The sequence below is a fragment of the Parafilimonas sp. genome, assembly GCF_047606085.1.
Lineage (GTDB): Bacteria > Bacteroidota > Bacteroidia > Chitinophagales > Chitinophagaceae > Parafilimonas.
In genome coordinates, this window is record NZ_JASGEX010000200.1 from 1 (window position 1) to 20,330 (window position 20,330).

Here is a 20,330-nt window from a genome sequence, read left to right on the forward strand (position 1 = left end):
CTAAATGATATAATAACACACTTACATTGTGAGATTTTGATATAGCTTCTGCCATTTATCAAATCTCCAAAATCTTTTTAACTTCATAGGCCCAGGGGCAAGCCCACTGGGAATTCTTTAGATTAAAGAGTTGGAGGCAGAACTAAGCCAATACAAACAACTGTATGCCGAAGTGAGTTTTCAACTAAATGCAGCAAAGAGTTTTATTGCAAAAAAGTTGTAACGCCTGCTGAAAAGAAAGCGGCTGCTGAATACTTTGTAAAAGAACAGCAGTGTAGTATCAGCAAGGCATGTGCAATGGTGCAGCTGCCACGCAGTAATTATGGTTATGAACATAAAGCCAGGGACGATAAGCAGATAGAAGATGCGCTGGACGAATTGGTTAAAAAACATCCGGTCATTGGTTTTTGGCAATGCTATCACCGTCTTCGCAAAGCCGGTAACAAATGGAACCATAAACGCCTAAGAAGGGTGTATAGAACTATGAAATTGAACATACGCCGCAAGCCCAGGCACAGGCTGCCGGAACGTGTAAAACAGAAGCTGGGCATGGCTACCAGCATTAATCAAACATGGAGCATAGATTTTATGAGTGATACATTAAAGGACGGCAGGAATTTTAGGCTGTTCAACGTAATAGACGATTTTAACCGGGAGTCTTTGGCTATAGAAGCAGACACATCTTTGCCCTCATTAAGAGTGCAAAGAGTGCTTGAACAGTTGGTGATTCAAAAAGGGAAGCCCGGCAACATTCGTTGTGATAACGGCCCGGAATTTATCGCCCATAGCTTACAGGATTGGTGCAAAGAAAAACAGATAACACTGCAATATATACAGCCAGGCAAACCGATGCAAAACGCTTATATCGAAAGAAAAAACGGAAGTATCCGGCGCGAACTGCTGAATGCATATTTATTCAGCTCACTAAGCGAAGTAAGAATAATGGCCGAAGAGTGGCGCATAGATTACAATACCCAAAGGCCCCATAAAGCCTTGCAGTACATGACACCAGGCGAATACAAAGAAGTATGCGCAGAACTGGAAGCCCGGCGCCAAAAGGTTTATGGTGTAGCGTTATCCACACCCGCAAGCCGAAACACTCAAATTGAAGCGCAGCGGGTAGTGGATAACGCGGTGGAACAGAAAACAAAACTTAAATCAAAAACTCTAATTTCGAACTGACCGAAAATAAGGGACGCTTACAAAATGTACAATGGTGCAACAATTGGCGCTACTTCACCTAATGCAACTGAAACAAAAAGCTTTGATTTTACCATTGCCGAGCCGCAGGTTATTTCAATAGGCTTTTTAGGGAATATGGTGGGCGACGGCGATCCCGGAAGTTATTTCGAAATATATTATATACAGTTAGTACAGAATTAATAATAATGCTTCGTTTGTTACCTGAACGGGCGTGTTATTATTTTAATACCTGAAAACATCCAACAGCAAGAAACCATAGCCATCTTGCTGTTGGTTATTTTTATCAGCAAGACAATTATTTTTGCCTGCATTTATTATTTATAAAATATTTTTGACAATCCTCATTTACAATAACATATAAAATTGCCAACCATTAATGACCATGCAATCGAAACGTTATACAAATCAAAACCGGATGTTAGTGGCAGTGGACTGTATTATTTTTGGTTTTGATGGCACGCATTTGAAATTACTCCTCATTAAAAGAAGCTTCGAGCCTCAGAAAGGCAGGTGGAGCCTGATGGGCGGGTTCGTAACACCTGAAGAAACACTGTACCAGGCAGCGGCCCGCATTCTGAAACAGCTTACCGGCTTATCGGATATTTATCTTGAACAGCTTTCCGCTTTTGGCGATCCCCATCGCGACCCAACTGAGCGCACGGTTTCTGTGGCGTATTTCGCATTAATAGATATCAACCAATACGAAGAACAGATAAGCCATGAATACAGCGCCGAATGGTTCCCGCTTAAAAAATTGCCTTCCCTTATTTTCGACCATAAAGAAATGATTGAAATGGCAAAGGAAAAACTGCGTTATAAAGCAGCTTTTCATCCCGTATTGTTTGAGCTGCTGCCTGAAAAATTCACCATCCCGCAATTGCAGACCCTGTACGAGGATGTTTATAATAAAATACTGGATAAAGGTAACTTTAGCAGAAAAATTTTATCCACAGCCTTGCTCATCAGGCAAAAAGACAAAGAAAAAAACGGCTCGAAAAAAGGCGCCTTTTATTACAAGCTCGATAAGAGGAAATACCAGCTTAAATTTAATTCCTTTCTGAATTTTATACCAAATCCCGAAGTACAGGTAAAATAATTTTTTAGCCGGTGCGTTTGTAAGGATAACGTTATGGCATTATCCAAAAAATAAATGTTTTTTTGACAATTAAAAAATGTGTGCTACTTTAGTACGCTTTAAAATCTACAGCAAGCAGTTATATGCCTGAATGATAACCAAATGCTATATGAAAATTGACCACAGGGCCAAAAGCCTGTATCAACTTTTTAATAAATTTTTTATTTTTTGTCTAATAAAAAGTCGGGAACTGGTTTCTGCCAGATCCCTTTGCTGCTATGTAAAAAATATATGCCAGGCTTATTTATCATCTAAACAGAATTCAGTAAAATGAAACCGAGCATGATAATTTTTTCTCACACCAGGGGAATGTACATAGCGAGGTTCCATGAGATCATTGAAAAAACAAACTTGTACGAATGAAAATGATAAAAATAATTCTTTCAGCCGTTTTATCATTTTGCGCCTGCATGGTGCAGGCGCAACCACTGATTGTAAAAGCAGATAAGCCCGCCGCAACAATCCGGCCAACTATGTGGGGAATATTTTTTGAAGACATCAACCTGGCAGCAGATGGCGGCTTATATGCAGAACTGGTAAAGAACCGTTCATTTGAATTTTTCAATCCGTTAATGGGCTGGGCAATACAGCAGGCAACGCCGGCCACCGGGAGCATCCTCGTTACCAACAGGCTGGAAACAGACAGTGCAAACCCGCGCTACATAAGGGTTACGCGCAATACCACAACCGGGAAATTCGGTTTAACCAACGAAGGTTTTCGCGGCATGGGCATCAAACAAAACGAACAATACAACTTTACGGTCTGGGCTAAAAATGAAACCGGCAGTATTACCCTGCATGTACAATTGATTGACAGTACAGGAAAAGTACTGGGAGAATCTCAATCCATCACTATTTCCGGAAACGATTGGAAGCAATACAAAACAAGTTTTGCCGCCGGCGCAACTGAATTAAAAGCAAAATTGAATGTTTGGTTTGAAGGGCAGGGCGTTGCAGACTTTGATATGATCTCCTTATTTCCGCAGCATACCTGGAAAGAAAGGCCTAATGGTTTGCGTGCAGATTTAGTACAGTTATTAGCTGATATGAAACCAGGCTTCATCCGCTTTCCCGGCGGTTGTATTGTGGAAGGACGAGATTTGGCAAACCGGTACCAATGGAAAAAAACAGTAGGCCCTGTGGAAGAAAGAAAAGTTATTGTAAACCGGTGGAACACGGAATTTGCCCATCGCCAAACACCTGATTATTTTCAAAGTTTTGGCCTTGGTTTTTACGAATATTTTCAACTGGCCGAAGATATTGGCGCTTCGCCATTGCCCATCTTAAACTGCGGTATGGCCTGCCAGTTTAATTCTGCGGAAGTGGTTGATACCACCCAGCTCCACCCATACATACAGGATGCGCTTGACCTGATTGAATTTGCCAACGGCGACGTTTCAACAAAATGGGGGCATCTGCGCGCAGCAATGGGTCATCCTGCTCCTTTTAATCTTAAACTAATGGGCGTGGGCAATGAACAGTGGGGGCCGCAATATGTGGAGCGTTATAAAATATTTACAAAGGCCATTAAATCAAAGTATCCTGATATAGAACTGGTGAACAGTACAGGCCCTGATCCTGATGGTGAAAAATTTGATTTCCTGAATGATACGCTGCGTGCGCTGCATGCTGATATTCTGGATGAGCATTATTACCGCCCGGCATCCTGGTTTCAAAACAATGCGGGCCGCTATGATAATTATGACAGAAACGGGCCAAAGATCTTTGCCGGCGAATATGCTGCGCACAGCGTATCAACAGTTAGCCCTTTAAATAAAAATAACTGGCTGTGCGCTTTATCTGAAGCTGCTTTCATGACCGGGCTTGAGCGCAATGCAGACGTTGTAATAATGACTTCTTACGCGCCATTATTTGCGCACGTTGATGGCTGGCAATGGACGCCGGATTTAATATGGTTTAATAATTTATATTCGTATGGCACGCCTGATTACTACGTGCAGCAGTTATTTGCCTGCAACAAAGGCACCAATGTTGTGCCTGTTACTTCAAACAATGAAGCCCTGAAAGGGAAAGACAGTTTGTACGCCTCGGCTGTAACTGATGCAGCGGCAAATGAACTGATATTGAAAATTGTAAATGCATCTGCCGGAACAGTATCAAAACAAATAAGCATTGACAGCAAAAAGAAACTGTCTGCAAAGGCAATGGTAATCACGCTTCAAAACAACGATCCTGACGCAGTTAATTCAATTGAATCGCCGCAAAACGTAAGCCCGCAAACAAGTGAAGCAGATGTAAAAGGCAGGCGGTTGAATATAATATTAAGCCCATATTCCTTTACGGTTATTCGTATAAAGATGCAGTAATAACGGATGAACAAACTTTATAAAATAGCATGTTTGTTTTTCAGTTTGATTTCATGTTTATTAAGCCATGCCCAGGCAGATACATCCATACCTGTGCATGACCCTGTTATTATACGGCAGGATAGTACGTATTATATTTTCTGCACCGGCTTTGGCATATCCGTTTTTTCTGCACCTGATATGCAGCACTGGAAAAAAGAAAATCCTGTTTTCAGCGCCGCGCCGCAATGGGCGCCTGATGTCAGCTATCATAACAGGCAATATTATTATTTGTATTATGCAGTATCTTCCTTTGGAAAAAACACATCGGCTATTGGTGTTGCCACTAATAGAACATCAGATCCTTCCGATAAAAATTTTAACTGGATTGATCATGGCAAAGTAATTGAATCGGTGCCGGGAAGAGATATGTGGAATGCCATTGATCCAAATTTGATCATGGCTGAAAATGAGCCCTGGCTTGCATTTGGCTCATTCTGGAATGGTATAAAACTGGTTAAGCTCAACACCAGTTTAACTAAACCCGCTGAACCTGAAAAATGGTTTACTGTTGCCAGCCGCCCAGGAAATTATATTTTGCCCGACAGCGTTGCCGGTGATGCCGCGGCGAAAAAAGCACATATAAAATAATTGGTTGGCTGCAGCGCAAATGTTTACGGGCCATACATTGATAAAGATGGCATACCAATGAACATTGGCGGAGGCTCGCTGGTATTGGAAAGTGATAAAAACTGGAATGGTGTGGGCCACAATGCCGTGGCAAATTTCAATGGCGCTGATTACCTTGTGTTTCATGGTTATGATGCACATGATAATGGCAGGTCAAAGCTGCGGATAGAAGAAATAAACTGGGTAAATAACTGGCCTGTTGCGCCCAATCCGGTGAAGAATTGAGATGTTTGCATTAAAAATTGAAACAGATTGTTGAAGCATATTGCAATGCATATATTTAATTAGCGGCGCAATAAAAAGATTATAGATTATGTTTGGTGATTGCTTGTTTGAAGCCGGAGGCTTCACGCATAGCAACTGCGAAGTCAGGAGACCTGAAGTATTCGAACCCTGCATTAGCGATCCGTATGATCGCCCACGTGTGCAGAAATAATTGTGCCAGGGGGATTTCCACACCGTAGGTGTGGTGCGTGTAAACGTTCCGTTCCAATGGAACGGTAAAGAAACATTACGGGCAGCATTGTACACACATTAAGCCTCTATGAGGCTTTAAGAAAATGGTTTCTAACAGCTATGGTCCGGAGACTTCGCAGAGCAAGCGAAAACATTGCAGGCTTCTTAAAAATTTTAAAACCCGTTGTACAAATAAATAATGCCTCTTTGAACAGGGGCATCCCTATCCACCTGTGGAGAGGGAATGAGGGTGAGGTCTTATTCATCATTTCAAAAAAAGAAACATGGCAAAATGGTTTAATGCAGGTTTAATAATAGCAACGATTGCTTTTGCGTCCTGCAATGAAAAACAACACGAAACTTCAGCAACTATAGGCACAACAAAAAAAGAATGGGGCGAAGTGGACGGCAAACAGGTTTACCTGTACACGCTTGCCAACAAAGCAGGCGATGTGGTTACCATAAGCAATTATGGCGGTACAATTACATCCTGGGTTTCGCCGGATAAAAGCGGCAATAAAAACAGTATTATCATTGGCTTCGACAGCTTAAGCTCGTACCGGCAGGATCCGCCTTACTTCGGCGCATTGATCGGGCGCTATGGCAACCGCATTGGCAAAGCACAATTTACATTGAACGGAACAACGTATAAGCTCGCAGCCAATAACGGCCCCAACAGTTTGCACGGCGGCATACAAGGTTTTGATAAAGTGGTATGGGCTGCAGGCGTTCCCGACTCAGCACAACCATCGCTTACTTTAAAATATGTGAGCAAAGATGGCGAAGAAGGCTATCCCGGCAACCTTGATGTTACGGTTGTTTATACCCTAACCGATGATAATGGTTTGAAGATTGAATATACTGCAACAACAGATAAGCCAACGCCGGTTAATTTAACCAATCACAGCTATTTCAATTTAACAGGAAATGTAAAAAATACAATTCTTGACCACTACCTGCAAATTGATGCAGATAAATACACACCGGTTGATTCTACATTAATTCCTACAGGCGAATTAAAAGAGGTGAAAGGCACGCCGTTTGATTTTACAACCGCTAAAAAAATCGGGCAGGACTTTAACTCAGTGCCTGGCGGCTACGACCATAATTTTGTATTGAACAGAAAAGATGCTTCCTTACAAAAAGTAGCGGCTTTAAGCGACTCGGTAAGCGGCCGTACGCTTGAGGTTTATACAACAGAACCGGGTTTGCAGTTTTATACCGGTAATTTCTTAGATGGAAAATTCACAAACCATGATGGCAATCCGTTGCTGATTCATACTGCGCTTTGCATGGAAACACAGCATTTCCCGGATTCGCCAAACAAACCGGATTTCCCGTCCACCATTTTACAGCCGGGACAAACCTATCATTCAGTTACCGAATATAAGCTGAGCGTGGAGAAATGATGAGTAATGAATGATGAGAATTTTCGTGAAATGTCAGTCGTCAAACGTGAATGTAAGATCGTACCAATTTTTAAGTGTAAAACTGAATTCAGGCTTATATACAAGTTAAACTACCACCTGCAAAGCAGGTGGATTTATGGATGAAGCCAGTTGATGAATTGTTTGAGGGCAAAAAGGCAAATATTGCCAAAGAAAAAGCCACAAGCATTGCCGCAATAATGGAAGCAAAAATTATTTCACCGTTTAAAATTGTGCGTTAATGGGCATACAGTTAAAAAGGGCTTATGCGCCCATGGAAAAGCAGATGGCTTTCGCATACTGGTTGACAGACTCTGGCCCGCGGCATTAAAAAAGAAGATATGCATGCGGATGCAGCAATTGTTCAGGCATTGCAATTAAAAATATTGGCGAACGCGGTTGATAACTACGTCCGTTATGAAGAAAGGGTATTATTCCCGCACCTCGAAAATATACTTACTGCAGAACAATTAAAAGAAGTTGGCAACAAACTGCAGGCAGCCGCCGGCGTTGCCTGTAATGATAATTTTGCGGATGAATTCTGGAAAACCAGCGCCCTTACATAGCAACACAATATTGAGTAAACGCCTATGCGTTATGCACGCATAATGCACTCCTTAAATACCATACAAATTAGAATTAACACAGCAAACTAATATGGTATATACTCGTGGTTTTCGTAGCGGCCGGTTTTCTTTGTTATCTTAATACGAAACACAACGCCCTTTACACTCTGGCTTAAATCCTTTTCCGGTATAACCGGCCAGTCGGGCGTTATGTGTGCTTTGGCGGTTGAAATAACCGGTAATTCGCGGTTTAACAGAATCTTTATGGCATCTTCCCTGTCGGGCTCGGTTGTTAACTCCTCATAATCGCCCCAAACCACCACGCACTGCCAGTTGGCCATATTTTCCATGGTGTGCACTTCAAAACAAACTTTTGGGTTCAGGCGCATGATATCAATTTTCATCCCTTCCTGGCTAAGCGCATAAATATAATCGTCTTTAAATGCATAGCTTATTGGCACCACATAAGTCGTATCATTTGCATGGCAGCCAATCTGGCCAACTAACTGGTGGTGCAATATTACATCTATGGCTTCTGCGCCCAATTCTCCAAACATATTGTATTATTTTATTAATGAAACTTCAGCGCTGTTTATAACAGTACCTGTTTGGCAAAAATGATAAATCCCCCTATTCTAAAAAATTTACCGGCATTTAAATAAATTGATTACAATCATATTTTTTCAGAAGTTTCATCATTCTAATGCAATAGGCGCCCTGATAATTTTACTGCTTAAATGCGGGTTTATGAACACAATTATTGCGCCCACAGATTTTACGGCGGTTTCTTTAAACGCTGTGCACTACGCTGCGGATATGGCGGCAGCATTGAAGCTTAACCTGCTGGTATTGCATGCAACAGAGGCTGAAATACTAAGCTTCTCCACGGACGATTTTAACGAGACCGAAACCAGCATTGACAGAAAATTTATACGGTTGAAGGACAAGCTTGTTAAAAGAACCGGCAACACAATTAAAATACGCTTTAAAGCGGTGCCGGGCATTATTGAAAATGAAGTAATAAAGATTTGCGACAGAAGGCAGCCCTTTGCTGTGGTAATGGCAACCCATGGCGCGAATGCCAAAACGCAGTTCTTTATGGAAAGCATTACCATTCATTTATCAAGGCATCTTAATTACCCGGTGATCATTGTTCCTCCCGACACCCAATACAGGCCGGTGCAGAAAATTGTGCTGGCTACCGATTTAAAAGACATTGATAAATTGCCGGCAGAAAAAATTACAACAGCCGTTAATGCTTTTAATGCAAGGCTGCACATTTTGCATATTAACAACGATAAACAGTACGATGAAAGCGCTGCTGAAGCCATAACGCTCAAGGCCAGGCTGGAACATTTAAACCCTGTGTTTCATTTTCTCAAATGCAGAAATGTGCAGCGCGGCATTTTAATGTATGCTGAAAACAATGAGGTGGATATGATAATTACTTTTCCCAAAAAGCATCTTTTCTTTCATAAGAGTGAAACGAAGCAGGTAATCTTTAATTCACCGGTAACCGTAATGACCATACGATAATATAAAAGCTAATAAAGCCTGAATGAAACCGGGCATGATAATTTTTTCTCACACAGGGGAATGTGCATAGCGAGGTTCCCTGACCGACTGGCCGGTCAGGCGGGCATGAGACATCTGAAAAAACAAATATGCACGAATGAAATTATTTATAAACCAGGAAAGTAAAATTGAAGATATCTGTAAATCGTTTACGGCCAGCTATCCGTTTTTAAAAATTGAGCTTTACAAAAAACCATTTGCAGGCAGTTTTAAAAAAGAGCGGCTGCCGTTTAAACAGCCCCTCGGGCAAATCATTAACCACGATTTAAAAGCCACCATTGTTATAACCGCCGGTACCACGGTAGCCGAACTGGAAGAAAGCTTCTCATCAATCGGGCTGCAAGCAGAGATATTCAGAAGATCGGGAAATGTGTGGGTTGAAACTTCTTTAACCAATAACTGGTCGCTATACCAGCAAAACTGCGAAGGCGAAGAGATAAGCCGGCATTTTCAATCACAATGAAACGTTCATGTAAAATGCATTTTTCACACAGGGGAAAAACAAACCTGTACGAATGAAACCGAGCATGATAATTTTTTCTCACACAGGGAAATGTGCATAGCGAGGTTCTCCCGAAGCAAGTTCGGGACAGGCATGAGACAACTGAAAAAACAAATATGCACGAACGAAAATAGGGCGCTCCAAAAATACAAACCTGCTTCTTGCACACAATAATTACAAATTACTGATTGCAGCAACCGCATTTTTTTTCTCTGGCTTATTCAATCCTGTACAGGGACAGGATAAGGAAGTGATAAACAATTATCAAACCTGGGTTAGCTTAAACGCTTACATGCGCATAGGCAGGAAATGGGGCATAATGAACGATTTGCATTTACGCACCAACCATTTTTTTGCCACGAACAATTTTTCCCTTGTGCGAATAGGCGCTGTTTACTGGCTGAGCGATAAAATTTCTGTAGCCGCCGGCTACACCCGTATATGGATAGCGCCAGCATCAGGCAACCTGCATCAGTATTCCGACGGCGACTGGATTTACCAGCAGGTACAGTATGTTAGCAAAAAAAAGAAAAATAGTATTGGCATTTATGTAAGGCTGCTCAATGAACAACGCTGGCAGCAACGTATAATAAATGATAAAAAAGGAGGCATCATCTTTTCTGACCGCGTGAGGTTACTGGGCAATTTCACTTCCCCTGTTTCAAAAAAATTTTATGTTCCCGCCCCCGTGCTTGCTGATGAACTGCATATTCAGTTTGGAAAAGACATCGTATATAACACATTCTACCAAAACAGGATTTTTATTGGTATAAAACAAAATATAACCCATTCATTGTATTTCGATTTTGGTTATATGCAGGTATATCAGCAAAAGGCTAACGGTTACCAATATAACCACAACAACACTTTGCGGCTGTTCTTTTATTATAAACCGTATTTCAGAAAAAAATAGTTTTTGGTTTCTTTTATATGAATGTGCAGGAGTTTGTTTGCGTGCAGTTATGGCAGGAAATATTATACAGATTGCTTATTGCCATAATAAACCTATTCTGCCATTAATGCAAGCACCGCCTCATAAATTTCTTCTGCATTGGGCTTGCTGAAATAGTCGCCGTCACTGCCGTAAGCCGGCCTGTGCGCTTTGGCTGTTATGGTTCTGGGAGCTACATCCAGGTAACGGTAGCCCTGCTGCTCTTCCATCACTTTATTAAACATGAAAGCAGCAGCGCCGCCGGGCACATCTTCATCAATAAAGATGATGCGGTTTGTTTTTTTAAGAGAATGTACTATTGAATGATCCATATCAAACGGCAGCAGGGTTTGCACATCAATCACCTCGCAGCTTATGTTTTCTTTTTCAAGCCTGGCCGCGGCATCCATAATAATGCGCAGCACAGAGCCATAAGAAACAAGGGTTACATCTTCCCCTTCTTTTAATATATCAGGCACGCCTAATGGCACCCTGAAATCAAGCAGGTTGGAAGGTAGTTTTTCTTTTAAGCGGTAACCATTCAGGCTTTCAATTACAATTGCCGGGTCATTGCCCTGCAATAAGGTATTATACATGCCGGCAGCCTGCACCATATTGCGCGGCACACATACATACATACCGCGAACAGCATTAATAATCATGCCCATGGGCGAACCGCTGTGCCAGATGCCTTCAAGCCTGTGGCCGCGTGTGCGCACGATAAGGGGGCAGCTCATTAAACCATTTGTGCGGTAATGCAAGGAAGCCACATCGTCCGTGAGCGGCTCCAGCCCATACACCACGTAATCGAGGTATTGAATTTCGGCTATAGGCCGCAAACCCCGCAGGGCAAGGCCTATCCCCTGCCCCATTATGGTTAATTCGCGAATGCCTGTGTCGAAAACCCTGTTATCGCCATATTTTAGCTGCAGGCCGGCAAAAGCCTGGTTCACATCGCCTATCAGGCCTACATCTTCCCCAAAAGCCACCACCCTTGCATCGTTGTTTAAAAGCAGGTCGAAATATTTATTCAATACTTCATAGCCATTAACCACGGTGGAACCGGCGCCATATTCGGCCTGCACCGCTTTTATTTTTACAGCAGCCTTTGGCCCTTCATTATAAAGACAACTGTTATAAAGCGATCTGTTTAAATCTTTTAATTGCTGGTAATAATCAAGCAGGCCGCTGTGGCCGGGATAGTTTTTAGCAACCGCTACAGCCGCAGCCATTGTCTTCATCACATCTTTGCGCAGGGGCTCGGTATGCTTTTGCAACTGCTTTGCCAGCGTTTGCAACTGGTTGAAGGTATCTATATCATTTACCGTAACGGCCTGCACCAGCTTAATAACTTTGGCTGCCTGCTCTTTAATGGGCTGTATATATTCTTTCCAGGCATTGGTGCGGCTTTGCAATACCTTTTTCTTCGCTTCAATTTCAATTTCAACCAACTCGTTGTTTGTTGCGATATTATTTTCTATTATCCATTCGCGCATTTTCTTCAAACAATCCCAATCCCTTTCCCATTGCAACCGTTCAGGGCTTTTATAGCGCTCATGGCTTCCTGATGTAGAGTGGCCCTGCGGCTGTGTTAATTCCTCTACATGAAAAATGGCAGGCGTATGTGTTTCCCTGATTTTATGAATGCCATTTTCAAACACCTCGCACATACCTGCATAATCCCAGCCTTTCACTGTATAAATATCAATACCGTTTGTGCCCGGCCTTTTTTGCAGGCCTTTCAGCGCTGTGGAAATAGAGCCCTTGGTGGTTTGTTTTTCTTTTGAAACAGAAATGCCATACCCGTCATCCCACACAAATATGGCCAGCGGTATTTGCATAACGCCTGCTGCATTAACAGTTTCCCAGAAATGGCCTTCCGAGGTGGAAGCATCGCCTATGGTGCAAAAGCATACTTCGTTGCCATTATTGGATAGATGTGTGAATGGTTTTAAGGTTTCGCTGTTGCGGAACAATCTGGAAGCAAAGGCAAGGCCCACGCTGCGCGGCATCTGGGCTGCAGTAGGAGCCATATCGGCGGCCACATTTTTTTGAACGGTAAGGTTCAGCCATTCGCCGTTCTCATCTGTATTGGGCGTTGCAAAATGGCTTACCATTTGCCTGCCTGCACTAAAGGGATCATGTTCCATATTCGGGTCGGCGTACATCTGTGCAAAAAACTGCTGTATGTTTCCTATGCCCGAAGCAAACATCCAGGTCTGGTCGCGATAGTAGCCCGAACGAAAATCGCCCGGCTGAAAAAACTTGGATAAAGCTACCTGCGCCACTTCTTTTCCATCGCCAAAAATGCCAAACTTGGCTTTGCCGGTAAGCACTTCTTTACGGCCAAGCAGGCTGGTTTCGCGGCTTTCTACTACAATGCGGTAATCTTCAAGCACTGCATGGCGAAAGCCTTCATACGAAAGCATATTTTCCTGCAGGGCATTTGCGGCAAAGTTGTCCATGTGGCAAATGTAAGTATTATGGTTATAACCGTTTTAAGGCTGAAAAACAAGATTACTTCCGGCGCTTTTGCCGTTGTTGCGTTGTATCTGTGGCCGGCGGCGTTATAAAATAGCTTTCATCAAAGTCTTTACCAAAGAGCCTGTCAAAATCACGTGTATATGAGATGCTGACGCCCTGCCTTGTAACGCGGCCGATGGTGCCGGTATTGGTGGCGCCCAGACTGCTGTGATTGAATACAATAGCACGTAATTTTCTGTCTTTTGACAGAACGATCTGAACGGATATATCGGGCAGCCATTGTAAATTATTATTGGTGGCAGAGGCGGCGGCTGTGCTACTTACATTAAAATCAAGATCGCCGCCAAATGTTATGATCAGCTTATTGTTTAAAAGGCTTTTGTTGAGCTTTAATTCCACGGCGGTCCTGTCTAAGGTATTGCTGCTCGATGAAGTGCCGCTAATGCTATAGCTGCTGTATGTTTTGGCGCCCACGTCAAAATGCAGCGTGCGGTCGCCGGTAAGGCTGTACAGCAGGTCGGAGATCTTGCTGTTCAGCACACTGGCAATTTTCTGGGAAATGGTATTGTAGGCCGTTGATTGCACAAAGGTCTGGCTGCTCGAAATTTCCCCGTAAGGAGAAAAAGAATCAAAAACAATAAGCCAGGTAACCTGCTTGAGCATTTCGTTTTCATCGCTTTCCATTTTTGCAAGCAGCCTGTTGAAGTTATCGTTGGAACGGATGGCGCTGCCTTCCGGAAAATCGAGCCTGAACTTAATTTGCGGCTGTGTAAGCTTTCCCACCAGGCCTGCTATAACATACACATCGCCCCGGTAGCCTGAAATGCTTTGATCGAGCAGGAAACCCGAGCTGCTTACCAGGTCGCTTACCGATACATTCTTGGCCGTGTATCTGGCCGTAATATTTATAAGTGCATTATAAGGATTGCCATTCCATTCTATATAGCTGTTTTGGTCAGGTATCAGCTCAAACGGCTTCTTCACCAGCGATTGAAAATTGAAATTATAATTTCCCTGTTCTATATTATAACGCCCTGTCATGGAAACATCGCCGATAGCGGGCACTTTAATCAGCATCCTGCCATTGCCGGTTGCTTCAATAATATCGCCTGTAAGCTCATCGAGTATTACCGATAAGGTCACTTTATTATTGGCAGTAAGGTCAAGATTAATGTTCAGGTTGGTTATAGCGGCAGCGGAATCTGTTTTTGGCTGCCCGCCGTATTGCTTAAAGATTATAAAATCGGCGTCAGCGCTTTTCTTGCTTGTATTGGTTTGAATGTAAACATGCGATGCATCCGTTGGTTCGCCCGAAATAGACATCTGCATATTTTCCTGCGGGCCATTCAGGCTTACATTGGCTTTGCCGGTAACATCGCCGTAAAACAAAGGATTATCTTTTGCTTTTGTATCAAGCAATAACAATTTATCTGTTGACATATTAAATGCATAGCTGTTGTTTTTAAAAGCCGTTTCATTCAATACGCCCGATACTTTTCCTGTATTGCCAAACTTATCTTTTATGGTAAAGCTTCCAAAATCAAGCCGGTCATCATAAAACACAAAATCTGCGGAAGGAATAAAGTAGCGCACCTGCGTGTATCTAACGGTAAGCGCCCCGCTGTCAAGATGCGCCTTACCGGTTAAATGCAGGTCTTTAAAGCTCCCGTTTAGATGTATGGTGCCTGTAGCAAGGCCTGTAATATCATCGAAGATCGTTCCCAGAAAACTGTTTAGAATGCCCACCTTTGCATGATCAAGGTGCATGGTGGTTGCAAGCGGCTTATTGGTTGAATCCCGCAGGTCGTACTGCCCGTCGCTGTTCAGCACAAAAGTTTCGCTGTTTGATTTTATGCTGAATATAATTTTCCCTACATCCGCATTGTATTTTGTGGAAAGGTCAATGAGGCCTATTGAATCATTGTTCAGCCTGAACTGTGTAAGGTGTATTTGCCCGTCGGCAGTAAGTTTTGTATAAATATTCCTGAAATAAACATTGCCGTTTGCAACGCCTTCCATCAGCGGGTTTTTTACAAACAGGGGCATTATATCGCCAATATCCACATCTTTCAGCTTCACGGCAAGCGCATTGGAAGCGCCGGTTTCATCCGGCACCGATTCAATCGAAATTTCCTGGAAACCCTGCGTAAACTTCATATTCTTTGCAGAAGAAGCATTCTTTTTAATCATCACTTCGCCCTGGTTTTGCAGATTCCATTTTTTGTTATTCAATACAAAGCTCGAAGGATGGAAATTAATGCTTACGCCCTCCGGTAAAGTGCGTACATCGGCATCCAGTTCCGCATAGTTTAAAGTTGTATTGGCGCTTGTAGATACAAGTACATGCGACAGATCGTTTGCAGACCTGACGGATATTTTCGTATTTGGGAAAAATGTGCTGTCGCTTACATAAAACCTGCCGAGATTGCCTGTAAGCAACAGGCTGTCTTCATCGCCATCGCCGGTAAATTTCGCATCTTCGAGCGACAGGTTTTTATACTTCGCAAAAGGAATATTGATATTGAAATTTATATGCCGGCCATTTACATTGCTTATGCGCCCGGTTAAAAGCGCATCATCAAAACCTGAAAAATTGGAGTCAATTATTTTGGCATAGTTTTCAAAATCGCCTGTGCGCACAGATATTTTAAAATTCTGGTTGCCCAGCTCATTTTTTGGAGGATTGATATAGGAAGGATAATAACGGTTGAGAAAAGCCTGGAAATTTTGCGGCAACTGCAATATTTTATACTGCCCTTCCACCGATGCGGATAATTCCCGGCTTTCAAGCCTCAGTACTTTTACATTGTTTGAATCGAGTGAAGTGGATAGGGTAATTGAATCCAGATACAATTGCTGGCTGTTTCGCTTAACGGAGGCATTCAATATTTTGGCAAACCCAAGAAAGTCATCAATGTTATGGCCCTGGAAGTCCATATCCAGCAAACCGGCAACAACAATACTGTCTTCAGATAAATGCAGAGCGCGGAGATTGGCATTGGCAAGGTCGCCCAGGATATTGAACGAAGGGGCTTCCCCGTTCAGGTCAATGGCGATATTACTGGTAAAATTGAAATTGGTATCGGCAGCAATAAATTCGCCCTGGAAATTCCGCTGTTTTATTTCGCCGTCAAAACTCAGGTTTTTGTAATCATAATCTTTAAAAACCAAAGAAGCGAAATTACCATTCAGCTTTGTTGATATTTTAGACAGCTTAAAGCTCCGGCCTGAAATATTACCGTTAAAGGTAACATTGCCAAGATTGGCAACAGACAAAAACCGGCCCAGGTTAAATTGTCTGGTCTGAATGATGCCCTTGTATGAAGGCTCTGCCTTCTTTGGGAAAGAAAAAGAAACATCGGTGTATAAACCGCCTAATGCACTGGCGAGCGTGCCTTTTGCTTTAAAGTCGTTCAGCGTTCCTGTAAAGTTGCCAACAAAACGCACGTTGCCCAAAGCAGCAAGGTTGGGTGAGGTGATCGTTGCAAGGTCAGGCAATACAAAGGCAATTTCACGGTTGTTGGTTTGTACATTGGCATCGTTTAAAGTTATATTTATCTTAACGGGATCAGTGGTGTTTGTTACGGCCAGGTCTCCTGATATGTATGTGTTATTGCCATTCTTTGCAAACAGGCTTTTAACGGTAAAATCGTTAACGGTGCCATTGAAATTTCCATTTAAAACAAACCGCTCATTCCATTTGGCCAGGACAGGAGCAAAATAGGCTATATCATCAGAGTAAACAAGGCTGTTTTTTATGCTGGCCGCCATAACTACCTTATTGGTATAGTCGGCCATATCTTTCTTAAAATCTTTATACTTCATTACAAAATAGTTTGTAACGGTACTTTTATTTGTTTTTAACAGCAGCTTCGAAAATTCCATTTTTTGCGGCGTGAGCTTGTATTGGGCCTGCAGTTTTCTTATATGCACGCCGCTTCTTTCCGCAGCATCTATGTCTATGTTTGCCGTTATGGTATCTTTAAGCAGGCTAAGGTTTTTAATAGTGCCGTTAATCCTGCTCACCATTAGTTTTCTTCCATAAAAAACGCCTTCGCGTGGTGTTTCGTTGCGCCATCCGGTGCCAAAAAAGCCATCTTTTATATTTAAGGCAGTTACCCTTATACGCAAATTGCCGGGGTTAAAATACATCCGCGCTGTATCCCTTTTTGTTATTTTCTTTTGGGTGGTATCAATACCATTGAAGTTCTCGATATTATAAGATGTTTTATCCATATCAATGGAATTGATAAGAATAAGGTTTTTGGAAAGATTAATATTATCGGCATCCACCAGCAGGCTGCCTGTTTTAAGCACCGTTTTCTGCCCGCGCCACAGGTCGTTTTTTGTATAAACTACGTTCTTCAGGTCAAGCTTCTGTATTTTAAGCATGATGCTGTTGCTTTGCCGCCTGGCCTTCGGCGGGGAGAAATAGTCAATTAAAAACTGGTAATTCCATACAGAATCGTTGCGCTGCTGGTTGATGGCAGCATCTTCAAGGCCAATGTATTTCAGCTCAATTTGCTTCTTAAAAAAAAACCAGTCGGTAATGCGCAGTTTTAAGGAGCCGGCTTTTAACAGGGTATCTTTATGCTGGTCGAGAATAAGCGTGTTGCTCAGGTTCATCTTATCAAACAAAGAAAAATTCACCTCCCCTATTTTCACGGTGGTTTTTAACGCCGCCGACAGCTTTGAAGTGACTTTGCCGGCAATAAAATTTTGTACAGGCGACAATTGTATCAGCAGCCAGGCCAATAACAACAGGGCGAAAAAGCCAATAATAAAGCGCAGGAATGCTTTAGGCCATAGCAACAGGGAGGCTATGAGCACGCAGGCTACCAGGAGCAATAAGAGGTTTGGCCAGATATACATCCATGCAACTGCTGCCAAGCTTAAACCCAACAATATTTTCGATACATTTTTAACCAAACCAATATGTTATGCGGGTAAAGATAAAATGAAGATTGAATTGGTGAATGGCGAATTGTGCGTCAATGCCGTTTAGTTAGGAAAAACACGCAATATTCAACAACACAATATTCCCTGCCGGACGGGCAGGAATGTGCAATTATAAATACTGGTAAAACGAATATTGAGCATTGAGTATTGACTATTTAAACCTTAATTAAACAGCATTGATTGACCATTCCCTATTCAATGTCGTTTAGTTAACCTTGTTTTGACCTCACCCTAAATCCCTCCCGAATGGTCGGGAGGGACTTTGCAAACATTCCTTAACTAAACGACATTGATTCCCTATTGACCACGTTGCCCATGCTCAAAAAACCTGCTATTGTTTTTACAGTTTAAAAAATATTTTCTTTTTATATAAAAAATAACACAGGCCCCATTCCAGCGCAAAAATACAAAGCGAGGAAATGATGGAAGCAGGCAGGGCCGGTACTTTTATTATCTTCATCAATCCGCCGCTTATGGCAATTACATAATCATTAAACCACCGGTGGCCCACTATTTCAAAAAATAAATAAATAAACAGGGAATTCGTGCCCACAATTATAAAAAACCGGAGGTGCCTTTTATGATCGAGCACATCAATCCACCAATAGCAACATACCAGACCAAGCAGGCACCAGCCCAATGAAGCCAGTGTAAACGATGAGGTGGCGATGCGTTTTATAATGGGCGTTATATGCGCCATATCGAGGCTGTAGCCAACGGCCAGGCAAATAAGCGCCCACATTAACATAGGCCGTAATTTATTCTTTGAATTGCCCAGAAACAGCCTGCCCGTTAAAGCCCCGGCAATCGTATGCACAGATGTAGGGAGGCAATTGATAGCTACCCAGCCGCCCTTATTTATTTTATGCATCAATAATACATCAACATAGTTTCCAAAATTATGCTGATCAGTAAAAGGCTGGTTAAAATTGGGAATATTGCTGAAGCGGTATAGCATTTCTGTAAGCAATAAAACAAAAACACAAAACAGTATTTGCGCGGTTGCGCTCCATTCAAATATTAAGAATGTAACCAGTGTTGTGAATGAAAGCTGCGTTAATACATCCCATAATTCAAAGGATAAGCCCGATTCCCGCACGGCATAATCCAGCACGCCCCAAAAGAAAAGCCAGCCGCAGCGTTTCAGTGTTTTTTTAAAAGACATGCTCCTGGTAAATCCCTGCTGCCTTTGCCTGCTGAGCGAATAAGCCATAGAAACACCCGCCATAAACATAAAGCCCGGCTGAATAAGGTCCCAGAAGCGCAGCCCGTTCCATGGATGATGAAAGAACTGCTGCATGAAGCCATGAAAAATGCTTCCTTCGGAAGATGCATCAAAAAGATGATCATATAAGCCGGTGCTTTCCAGCGCCAGCAATACCATGATAAAGCCACGCATAAAATCGAGGGATAATAACCTTGATGATGAAGGATTATTGAGGCCAACCGGCTGCATGTTCAATTTTTAATAGTATGATGTTTTTATTTCAACTTCCGCAATAAAAAACAATAATATGAAATCGCTATGAAGAAGATTGAATTTAATGAACTACCCAGGGGCAAACCCACTGGGTATCTTAGAACAACCTCAACTGACTGCTATGCATCTGTTGATACTCCTTTTCTCTTCCCTGATTTTCAACATACTTCCTTATCACTTCTTCTGTTCCATATTTTCCAACCGTATTGATATAATAACCACTTGTCCATATATTTCCTCCCCATAGCATTGTTTTCACTTCCGGATGTAGGCGGTATATTTCTCTTGCAGTTATACTTTTTACTATCCTTACAATTTCAGATGGGCTCATCCTTGGTATACCTTGAATCAAAAAATGAACATGATCATTGTCTGTTCCTATCTCTATAAATTCAATCTCATACTTTATAGTTATTTCAAAACAAATCGACAGTAAACTCCTACTCACTTCTTCAGAAAATATTTTCCGCCGATACTTTGCAGGACAAACTAAATGATATAATAACACACTTACATTGTGAGATTTTGATATAGCTTCTGCCATTTATCAAATCTCCAAAATCTTTTTAACTTCATAGGCCCAGGGGCAAGCCCACTGGGAATTCTTTAGATTAAA

At 42.3% G+C, this 20,330-nt stretch carries 16 protein-coding genes; 11 read left to right on the top strand and 5 right to left on the bottom strand.

The annotated features are described in order from the left end of the window. Positions 1-150 precede the first annotated feature (150 nt). The 8 genes from QM629_RS17720 (at position 151) to QM629_RS17755 (ending at position 7,783) form a co-directional block, all read left to right on the top strand. Positions 151-1,182, top strand: a complete 1,032-nt coding sequence (locus tag QM629_RS17720) for an IS3 family transposase (protein ID WP_415161246.1) — start codon at positions 151-153, stop codon at positions 1,180-1,182. Between the two features lie 24 nt (positions 1,183-1,206). Further along, positions 1,207-1,383, top strand: a complete 177-nt coding sequence (locus QM629_RS17725) for a hypothetical protein (RefSeq protein WP_415161231.1) — start codon at positions 1,207-1,209, stop codon at positions 1,381-1,383. A 196-nt stretch (positions 1,384-1,579) separates the two neighbouring features. Beyond that, positions 1,580-2,299, top strand: coding sequence for an NUDIX hydrolase (locus QM629_RS17730; protein ID WP_415161232.1), 720 nt, complete (start codon positions 1,580-1,582; stop codon positions 2,297-2,299). Between the two features lie 398 nt (positions 2,300-2,697). Next, positions 2,698-4,665, top strand: a complete 1,968-nt coding sequence (locus QM629_RS17735) for an alpha-L-arabinofuranosidase C-terminal domain-containing protein (protein ID WP_415161233.1) — start codon at positions 2,698-2,700, stop codon at positions 4,663-4,665. A gap of 6 nt (positions 4,666-4,671) precedes the next feature. Continuing rightward, the gene (locus QM629_RS17740) at positions 4,672-5,295 is read left to right on the top strand and encodes a family 43 glycosylhydrolase (RefSeq protein ID WP_415161234.1); all 624 of its coding nucleotides are present in this window, start codon (positions 4,672-4,674) and stop codon (positions 5,293-5,295) included. Next, positions 5,296-5,559 (top strand): hypothetical protein, encoded by a 264-nt coding sequence (locus QM629_RS17745; RefSeq protein WP_415161235.1) that lies wholly within the window; start codon positions 5,296-5,298, stop codon positions 5,557-5,559. Between the two features lie 515 nt (positions 5,560-6,074). Continuing rightward, positions 6,075-7,199, top strand: coding sequence for an aldose epimerase family protein (locus QM629_RS17750; RefSeq protein ID WP_415161236.1), 1,125 nt, complete (start codon positions 6,075-6,077; stop codon positions 7,197-7,199). Between the two features lie 359 nt (positions 7,200-7,558). Beyond that, positions 7,559-7,783 (top strand): hypothetical protein, encoded by a 225-nt coding sequence (locus QM629_RS17755; RefSeq protein ID WP_415161237.1) that lies wholly within the window; start codon positions 7,559-7,561, stop codon positions 7,781-7,783. Between the two features lie 86 nt (positions 7,784-7,869). Here QM629_RS17755 and QM629_RS17760 read toward each other — a convergent pair whose 3' ends face one another. Next, on the bottom strand, positions 7,870-8,340 hold the full coding sequence (locus tag QM629_RS17760; RefSeq protein ID WP_415161238.1) for a pyridoxamine 5'-phosphate oxidase family protein: 471 nt from the start codon (positions 8,338-8,340) through the stop codon (positions 7,870-7,872). A 190-nt stretch (positions 8,341-8,530) separates the two neighbouring features. Between QM629_RS17760 and QM629_RS17765 the strand changes: the two genes are divergently transcribed. From QM629_RS17765 to QM629_RS17775, 3 genes are all read left to right on the top strand, one after another. After that, entirely contained in the window at positions 8,531-9,319 is a 789-nt protein-coding gene (locus QM629_RS17765) for a universal stress protein (RefSeq protein WP_415161239.1), read from the top strand. A 136-nt stretch (positions 9,320-9,455) separates the two neighbouring features. Beyond that, positions 9,456-9,821, top strand: a complete 366-nt coding sequence (locus tag QM629_RS17770; RefSeq protein WP_415161240.1) for a hypothetical protein — start codon at positions 9,456-9,458, stop codon at positions 9,819-9,821. 289 nt (positions 9,822-10,110) lie between these two features. Then, positions 10,111-10,773: a DUF2490 domain-containing protein gene (locus QM629_RS17775; protein WP_415161241.1), complete on the top strand. Its 663-nt coding sequence runs from the start codon at positions 10,111-10,113 to the stop codon at positions 10,771-10,773. A gap of 92 nt (positions 10,774-10,865) precedes the next feature. Here the strand turns inward: QM629_RS17775 and QM629_RS17780 are convergent, their stop codons facing one another. The 4 genes from QM629_RS17780 to tnpA form a co-directional block, all read right to left on the bottom strand. Then, positions 10,866-13,256 (bottom strand): thiamine pyrophosphate-dependent enzyme, encoded by a 2,391-nt coding sequence (locus QM629_RS17780; protein WP_415161242.1) that lies wholly within the window; start codon positions 13,254-13,256, stop codon positions 10,866-10,868. A 52-nt stretch (positions 13,257-13,308) separates the two neighbouring features. Continuing rightward, on the bottom strand, positions 13,309-18,165 hold the full coding sequence (locus tag QM629_RS17785) for a translocation/assembly module TamB domain-containing protein (RefSeq protein WP_415161243.1): 4,857 nt from the start codon (positions 18,163-18,165) through the stop codon (positions 13,309-13,311). A gap of 409 nt (positions 18,166-18,574) precedes the next feature. Beyond that, entirely contained in the window at positions 18,575-19,690 is a 1,116-nt protein-coding gene (locus tag QM629_RS17790) for an acyltransferase family protein (RefSeq protein ID WP_415161244.1), read from the bottom strand. 121 nt (positions 19,691-19,811) lie between these two features. Beyond that, entirely contained in the window at positions 19,812-20,258 is a 447-nt protein-coding gene (tnpA, locus tag QM629_RS17795) for an IS200/IS605 family transposase (protein WP_415161245.1), read from the bottom strand. Between the last annotated feature and the right edge of the window lie 72 nt (positions 20,259-20,330).

Excerpts from the sequence above, each read along its gene's own strand:
- QM629_RS17725 (WP_415161231.1), top strand. The coding sequence starts at position 1,207 with ATGTACAATGGTGCAACAATTGGCGCTACTTCACCTAATGCAACTGAA.
- QM629_RS17730 (WP_415161232.1), top strand. The coding sequence starts at position 1,580 with ATGACCATGCAATCGAAACGTTATACAAATCAAAACCGGATGTTAGTG.
- QM629_RS17735 (WP_415161233.1), top strand. The coding sequence starts at position 2,698 with ATGAAAATGATAAAAATAATTCTTTCAGCCGTTTTATCATTTTGCGCC.
- QM629_RS17740 (WP_415161234.1), top strand. The coding sequence starts at position 4,672 with ATGAACAAACTTTATAAAATAGCATGTTTGTTTTTCAGTTTGATTTCA.
- QM629_RS17750 (WP_415161236.1), top strand. The coding sequence starts at position 6,075 with ATGGCAAAATGGTTTAATGCAGGTTTAATAATAGCAACGATTGCTTTT.
- QM629_RS17755 (WP_415161237.1), top strand. The coding sequence starts at position 7,559 with ATGCATGCGGATGCAGCAATTGTTCAGGCATTGCAATTAAAAATATTG.
- QM629_RS17760 (WP_415161238.1), bottom strand. The coding sequence starts at position 8,340 with ATGTTTGGAGAATTGGGCGCAGAAGCCATAGATGTAATATTGCACCAC.
- QM629_RS17765 (WP_415161239.1), top strand. The coding sequence starts at position 8,531 with ATGAACACAATTATTGCGCCCACAGATTTTACGGCGGTTTCTTTAAAC.
- QM629_RS17770 (WP_415161240.1), top strand. The coding sequence starts at position 9,456 with ATGAAATTATTTATAAACCAGGAAAGTAAAATTGAAGATATCTGTAAA.
- QM629_RS17780 (WP_415161242.1), bottom strand. The coding sequence starts at position 13,256 with ATGGACAACTTTGCCGCAAATGCCCTGCAGGAAAATATGCTTTCGTAT.
- QM629_RS17790 (WP_415161244.1), bottom strand. The coding sequence starts at position 19,690 with ATGCAGCCGGTTGGCCTCAATAATCCTTCATCATCAAGGTTATTATCC.
- tnpA (WP_415161245.1), bottom strand. The coding sequence starts at position 20,258 with ATGGCAGAAGCTATATCAAAATCTCACAATGTAAGTGTGTTATTATAT.